The sequence below is a fragment of the Mesorhizobium sp. M2E.F.Ca.ET.209.01.1.1 genome (assembly GCF_004010375.2).
Taxonomy (GTDB): domain Bacteria; phylum Pseudomonadota; class Alphaproteobacteria; order Rhizobiales; family Rhizobiaceae; genus Mesorhizobium.
The window spans coordinates 1-6,440 of sequence record NZ_SADP02000042.1; the positions used below are offsets into that span (position 1 = coordinate 1).

The 6,440-nt window shown below is 59.0% G+C and carries 3 protein-coding genes and 3 pseudogenes; 5 read left to right on the forward strand and 1 reads right to left on the reverse strand.

Translation table 11 applies throughout. The features are described from left to right. Positions 1 to 103: 103 nt before the first annotated feature. The 5 genes and pseudogenes from EN852_RS42685 to EN852_RS42690 form a co-directional block, all read left to right on the forward strand. Positions 104 to 330 (forward strand): annotated as a pseudogene (locus tag EN852_RS42685) (transposase); the annotation flags it as partial. An 80-nt stretch (positions 331 to 410) separates the two neighbouring features. Next, positions 411 to 815 (forward strand): annotated as a pseudogene (locus EN852_RS34290) (IS481 family transposase); the annotation flags it as partial. Between the two features lie 357 nt (positions 816 to 1,172). Beyond that, the gene (locus tag EN852_RS34295) at positions 1,173 to 2,372 is read left to right on the forward strand and encodes an IS256 family transposase (protein ID WP_127880144.1); all 1,200 of its coding nucleotides are present in this window, start codon (positions 1,173 to 1,175) and stop codon (positions 2,370 to 2,372) included. Positions 2,373 to 2,899: 527 nt separating this feature from the next. Continuing rightward, positions 2,900 to 4,012: an alanine racemase gene (alr, locus tag EN852_RS34305; protein WP_127230893.1), complete on the forward strand. Its 1,113-nt coding sequence runs from the start codon at positions 2,900 to 2,902 to the stop codon at positions 4,010 to 4,012. A 514-nt stretch (positions 4,013 to 4,526) separates the two neighbouring features. Beyond that, a pseudogene (locus tag EN852_RS42690) lies at positions 4,527 to 5,127 on the forward strand (transposase); the annotation flags it as partial. 198 nt (positions 5,128 to 5,325) lie between these two features. Here EN852_RS42690 and EN852_RS34315 read toward each other — a convergent pair. Next, positions 5,326 to 5,895, reverse strand: coding sequence for a prolyl oligopeptidase family serine peptidase (locus EN852_RS34315; protein WP_348628157.1), 570 nt, complete (start codon positions 5,893 to 5,895; stop codon positions 5,326 to 5,328). Between the last annotated feature and the right edge of the window lie 545 nt (positions 5,896 to 6,440).

The window sequence follows — 6,440 nt, forward strand, 5'->3', positions numbered from 1 at the left end:
GGGGCATATTTGCGCCTCAATGTGTCGGGTTCCGCACGAAACGTGTCCCGTGGTGTAGATGATACGGGCGAGTGGCGAAGGCATCTTTCAGCCTGCGGTAGCTCGCGGCGGGCAGCGCCGTCGCGCCGGACTGAGTTCTGCGGTGCGTCGGTCAGTTCCGGTGCGCACCTTCGGCGACTGGAACGATCCGCCTGGATATGTCGAGGTCGACTTCGTTGCCCATTCCGGCACCTCTTCGTCCGGCAGCTTGTGCAAACCATGGTCTTGACCGATATCGCCACAGGGTGGACCGAGTGCGTGCCGGTGCGGACGCGAGAAAGTGGTCTTGTCATCGCTGCATTAAACGGGCTAGGTGTTTGATCCCCGGCTTTAATGGTGCGATCTTTTCCGCGGAATGGAAAGGAGGCACTATGGGTCAGGTTCTACACGGCCGCGCCACGACGACAGAGGCGATCCGTCGAGCAATACAAAATAGTCAAGAGAGCCTGAAGAAGCTCGCCAAGCGTTATGGCATCGATCCCAAGACGGTCGCGAAGTGGCGCAATCGGACCTCGACCGCCGACCTTCCGACCGGTCCCAGAGAGCCGCGCTCGACGCTGCTGTCGCTCGAAGAGGAAGCCGCCATCGTCGCCTTTCGCAAGCACACGCTCTTGCCGCTCGATGATTGTCTCTATGCCCTTCAGCCGACGATCCCGCATCTGACGCGCTCGTCATTGCATCGTTGCCTTCAGCCCCACGGTAGTTCGCGGTTGCCGCAGACGGGCGCCGACAAGCCGGCCAAGCAGAAGTTCAAGGCCTATCCGATCGGCTATTTCGGCGCGCGTGTGATCAAGCGCTATTATCCGCCAGCGCCGCCGGTCGAGCGTGTATTGGCCCATCCCGAGGTGGCGAAGGTCGACAAGGAGCTGTGCAAGGCGGAACCGCTGATGCTGTTCACCGGCATCCATGCGGCAGGAAGATTTGGGAAGACGCGTCGATCGTCGTGGGGTGCAAGCAACGCCACAGGAACCGGTCGTCATTGACCTGCAGCGCTTCACCGTAAATCTGAAGATATAGTGTCCTGAAGGTTCCGCAAAAAGCTCTGGAGAGAGAACAGGCCTTGCGCTGAGGCGAGGCGGCCATGGCACGCTGGTGACGTTGCGATCACCGATTCCCGTGGAAGGGTAAGTGCCATGACCAATCGAGAAGTTAGACTGAGCAGAGGCGAGTTGAAAGCGTTGCTGTTGTCGGATGAGGACGGCTTTCGCAAGGTATTGCAGACTGTGGTGCAGGAGTCTTTGGAAGCCGAGATGACGGAGGCCATCGGGGCCGAGAAAGGCGAGCGGACAACGGAGCGGGTTGGTTACCGGTCCGGCTATTACGAACGCAAGCTTGTGACGCGGGTTGGCGTGCTGGAGCTTCGGGTTCCGCAAGATCGGGCCGGCCGGTTCTCGACGGAGTTGTTCGAGCGTTATCAGCGCTCGGAGAAGGCACTGGTATCGGCGCTGGTCGAGATGTACGTCCAAGGCGTGTCGACGCGCAAGGTGAAGGCGATCACCGAGGAGGTGTGCGGCCATTCCTTCTCGGCCTCGACGGTGAGCCAGGCGACGGCGCGGCTGGATGAGGCGCTGAAGGCATTTTATGAGCGGCGGCTTGCCGAACCTTACCCGTACCTCATCCTGGACGCGCGCTATGAGCGGGCGCGCGAGGCCGGCGTGATCGCCAGCCAGGCGGTCTTGGTGGCGATCGGCGTCGACTGGGAGGGCCGGCGCCAAGTGCTCGGTGTCGAGCTGGCCAACCGTGAAAGCCATTCGAGCTGGCGGGCGTTCGTGGCAGGGCTCAAGCAGCGCGGGCTTGCCGGCGTCGAGTTCGTCGTCTCCGACGACCATCCGGGGCTCAGGGCAGCGATCCGCGAAGTCCTGCCCGAGGCAGTCTGGCAGCGCTGTTACGTGCACTTCCTCAGAAACGCGCTCGATTATGTGCCGCGCAAGGTCGATGACGACTGCCTGATGGAGCTCAGATGGTTCTATGACCGGCGCGACCTAGCCGAGGTCAAGCGCGACCTGGCGCAGTGGATCGCCAAATGGCAGGCAAAATACCCGAAGCTGGTGGATTGGGTGGAGACCAACATCGAGGAGACGCTGAGCTTCTACCGGCTGCCGCTGCCGCATCACAAGCACATGAAGTCGACGAACATGCTGGAGCGGCTAAACCAGGAGATCAAGCGGCGCACCCTGATCGTTCGCATCTTCCCCAACCCGCAGAGCTGTTTGCGGCTGGTTCGGGCATTGGCGGTGGAGATCCACGAGAACTGGCTCGAGGCGACCCGCTACCTCAACATGGATCATCTGCGCGAGCACAAGAAGGAGAGCCTGAGAGCACTGGCCGCCTGAGACGCGGCCCGCCATGTCCGCCGCTCCGCTAAACACGGGGCTGCGCGGCGGACACGCCAACGTCACCGCTGAATGCCACGCCATTTTTTGCAGAACTTGACGCACACAACTTCTGAAGACGGCTTGGCAGGGCGGAGAGGTGCGACCCACCCATAGAGGCCGTATCGGCGGACAAATATCCCAAGAGACCGAGCTTGCTTGAGCGCTATGAGCTCAGATTCTGGCATGATTGGAGTCTGAGCCGACACTCTCGGCAGCCCTCGTGCTGCAGAGGCTGATGAATATCGACCAAACACGGTTCACGACAAAAAGCCTGCGGACGGTGCAAATAGCCGTGAAAGCCTAGCGTGAGGAGACAGCCCTTGAAATCATCAATGGCGACTGGAGGGCGATCTCGCCGAAGATGGGGATTGGGGCGGTGCTCCGCCGGTTTAAACGGTAATCTCGCTGGCGCGCCTACCTATCTTAGTAGGCTGCGCCGCGAGTCTGCAAGGTTTAAGAAGACGGGAACTGTTGGAGAGAAGGACATGCTGCCACTGGTGCGGCCTTCCAATGTTGTATTGGAAATTAATCTCGGGGCCATTCAGGCGAACTTCCAGGCCATCTCGGCCCTCGTTGGGCCAAACGTAAGGGCGGCCGCTGTCGTCAAAAGCGACGCCTACGGGCTTGGTCTTGTAGAGATTGCAAGAACGCTCATCGATGCCGGCTGCGATCTGCTCTTCGTCGCCAATCTGGACGAAGCGTTGCATCTAAGGTCATCCCATGTAGGCGCGGCAATTGCGGTTTTTTGCGATGATTTTGCGAAATTTGGCCCATACTATCGATCTAACGGGCTCATACCCGTTGTAAACAATTGTGCCGAATTGGAGGCCATTAGCGCAACAGGGAGGCAAACATACTTTCTCAACGTGGACACGGGATTCTCCCGCTTTGGGCTCGCTTTTGCCGAAGTGCATCGCGCGTATCTTTCTGGAACTTTCCATAGGTATCCCCCTTCGCTCGTACTCAGCCATCTGGCGTGCAGCGAACGCGGTGCGGACCCCACCAATGTGTTGCAAAGGAACCGCTTCCAGGCGATCTACGATATGCTTAAGCCCACCTGTGGCAGTCTCGCAGCCTCCGCCGGTATTTGGCTCGGCAAATCCTATCATTTCGACATGGTACGGGCGGGCTCAGCACTGTACGGGCTTAATGACGCTGGTATTAAACCAAATCCGCTGCAACCCGTTGCAAGGCTCCGAGCTAAAATACTCGACATGCGCAGTGTCGCTACGGGGGAGGCGGTTGGCTACGGGGCGACATTTCGTACGGCTCGAACTAGCCGCGTAGCAATCGTTGGGATCGGTTACAAGCATGGCCTTCCCTGGGCCTGCGGGAACAAAACTTCCGCTCGGTTCGCTGGATATTCTGTCCCTCTAATCGGAACAATATGCATGGATAACATAATGGTGGATATAACAGACGTTCCTGACGCACTTTGTCTTATAGGTGGCTTTGTAGAACTACTGGGAGAAGATTTAACTGTAAATGATCTTGCAGCAACGGTTGGCGTTAACCCGAACGAGGTACTGGCGCGACTTGGTGCTGGTTGCACAAGACGATATCTGACTTCTTCCCTGCGATCTACGCGACAGCAGTGACGACCCGCTCGAACAACCAAGTATTTAGATGGGGTATTCGGCTTGATCCTTCTCTGGACGGAATGGTCAGAGGTGCGGCGTTTCAAGCTGATATAGCCTGAGGTGCAGCATCACAGGCAGTCGCGGAGGAGCTGTCCCCTTTATCGGAAAGTGCTCGATATTGTCAGGGTAATAACAACTGCCGGTATCTGACGACAGTTCCGGGTGTCGGGCCTGTCGTTGCCTTAGGGCTCACCAATACCATCGATAATCCCGGCCCGCGCACTTCGACCGGTTTCGGAGGAGCAACTGCCAGTGATCAAGGAATCTGGAGAGAGCAAGCGCGTCGGCCGTGCTTCGCTCTGCGGGGATGGATGATGCGAACGTTGCTCTGTGAGGCCGAACAGGTCATGCTCAGCCGTGTGAAAAGGTGGTCCTGAAAGGTTGGGTGACGGATAGCGCTAGGTGTTTAGACGGGGTATTCGGCTTTGTCCGAACGGGTGTTTGAGGTGCTGCTTCGAGCTGATGATAAAACGTGGTCTGCGTAAACAGCCACAAGCATCAGGAACGGAAGGCCTTTCTCAAGGCGCAGGCAACAAGACCGACCGCAACGATGCGCGGCATTGCGCAGGTGATGCGGGTTAATTGTGTTCCGGCCGATGCACGTCAAGACGCTGATGAGCCAGGAACGTCGGGCGCCTGTTGACAGCCCGCAAGTTGCTGCAGGAAAAGGCCATCGCAATTGAGAATGACATTCGAGGCCTGTTGCGTAACTTCGGTCTCAGGTTGGCATTGTCGGCGCTGCCAAATTTGGGGATCGCATCCAGGACCTTTCCGGCGACATCCCGGAGCTACGTGACATCATGGAGGTGTTGCTCGCCGCCCGGCAGAAACTTCGCGAGCAGTTCACGGTAGTGCATGAAAGGCTGTTGTCGATCGTGAAGGGTGACACGGTTTGCGCGGTTGACGACCGTCCTTGGTGTCGGACCTGTCGTTGCGCTGGCTTTCAAGGCTACGGTCGTCATTCCTGCGCGCTTCAGAAATCGAAGGCCGTAGGGCCGGCTCTTCGGTTAACGCCGCGCTTGCATCAATCAGGCGAGGACAATCGCGTCGGACGTGTTTCCCTGTGCGGTGACCCTTGCTCGCATACTAGATGATTAAGGGAGCCAGCCTGGGCAAGGCTGTTGTTGACGACCCCAGCGATTCAGTCGGCGTGATACGAGGTTCCACCTCGGGTGGATGGGAATCCTTCGTGAGATGACGAGTGAAACAAGGGCGCGCAGGGACATGGTCGGGCGTGGCAGCACCTCAGGCCGCTGTTTAGATTGCTCACTTCATGCTCCTGATCGATTCTCCTGATCGTACTTATCGCTGAAGAGCTGGTCGAGGACCCATGCCATGCGAAATGTAGCTTCCTCAGCTACACCAGCCCCGTGTGAAGCGCCGCTGTGGCCGCCCACCATCCAAATGCGGAAGACAAGCTCAGGATCGCGGTCGAGCGCACATGACCGACGCTGCGCCACATAGCAAGCGGGCTGGTAATAGAGGGCCTGGCCATCGTGCACCGCGGCATCGACGTAAGTCGGCGGAAGAGGCCGATCGGCGCTTAGGTTGTAATACGGGTCGTAGCTGCGCACGTTGCGATATTCGTGGGCGGTGTGGGGATCTCCGTACTCCGCCGTTTCCTGTAGCGCGTACGGCATTGTGAAGTCCATCTCAGCATCTAGAATGTCGGCGAGCGGGACCTCGGCAAGCACGGCGCGGAACAAATCTGGCCCCATGAGGGCCGCGGCAAGCACGGTGCCCCCGCCGGCGCTCGCTCCCTCGATGACAATGCCGTCCGGGTTGGCGAATCCCTGCTCAACGAGCCCCTCGGCAGCGGCGATCAGATCAGTTTGGGTAATACGTTTTCAATCGCGGGTAGCCGCTTCGTGCCATGGACGTCCGAACTCGCCCCCCAGTACGTGCACAATGCCGAAAGCAATTCCGCAGTCGAGCAGGCTCAAACGCTTGGTCATGGAGAGGGCCAAGTGACGAACGAGGGCCATCTCGGTATTCCGTAACAACCGTACACGTTCAGTAATACTGGCCCAGGGCTCGTTCAGCCACGACGGTGTCGGGCGTCACGAATGAGGTAACCCAGTAAACCAGTTTCGGTGTTCGGAACGAACATCGTGCAACCCATGAGCCTGGGCCGTGTTGCAGAGACTTAAGCGGAAGGTGGGCATGCCGAACGGGCGAGAAGCGCCTTGCCCTCCAACAACCGGGTTCGGCCGCAGCGCGTCCCTCTCCTTCGAGCGCCGTGTCAAAGCGATCGGGCTTGGCGCGACGGCGCTGCCCGCCGCGAGCTACCGCAGGCTGAAAGATGCCTTCGCCACTCGCCCGTATCATCTACACCACGGGACACGTTTCGTGCGGAACCCGACACATTGAGGCGCAAATATGCCCC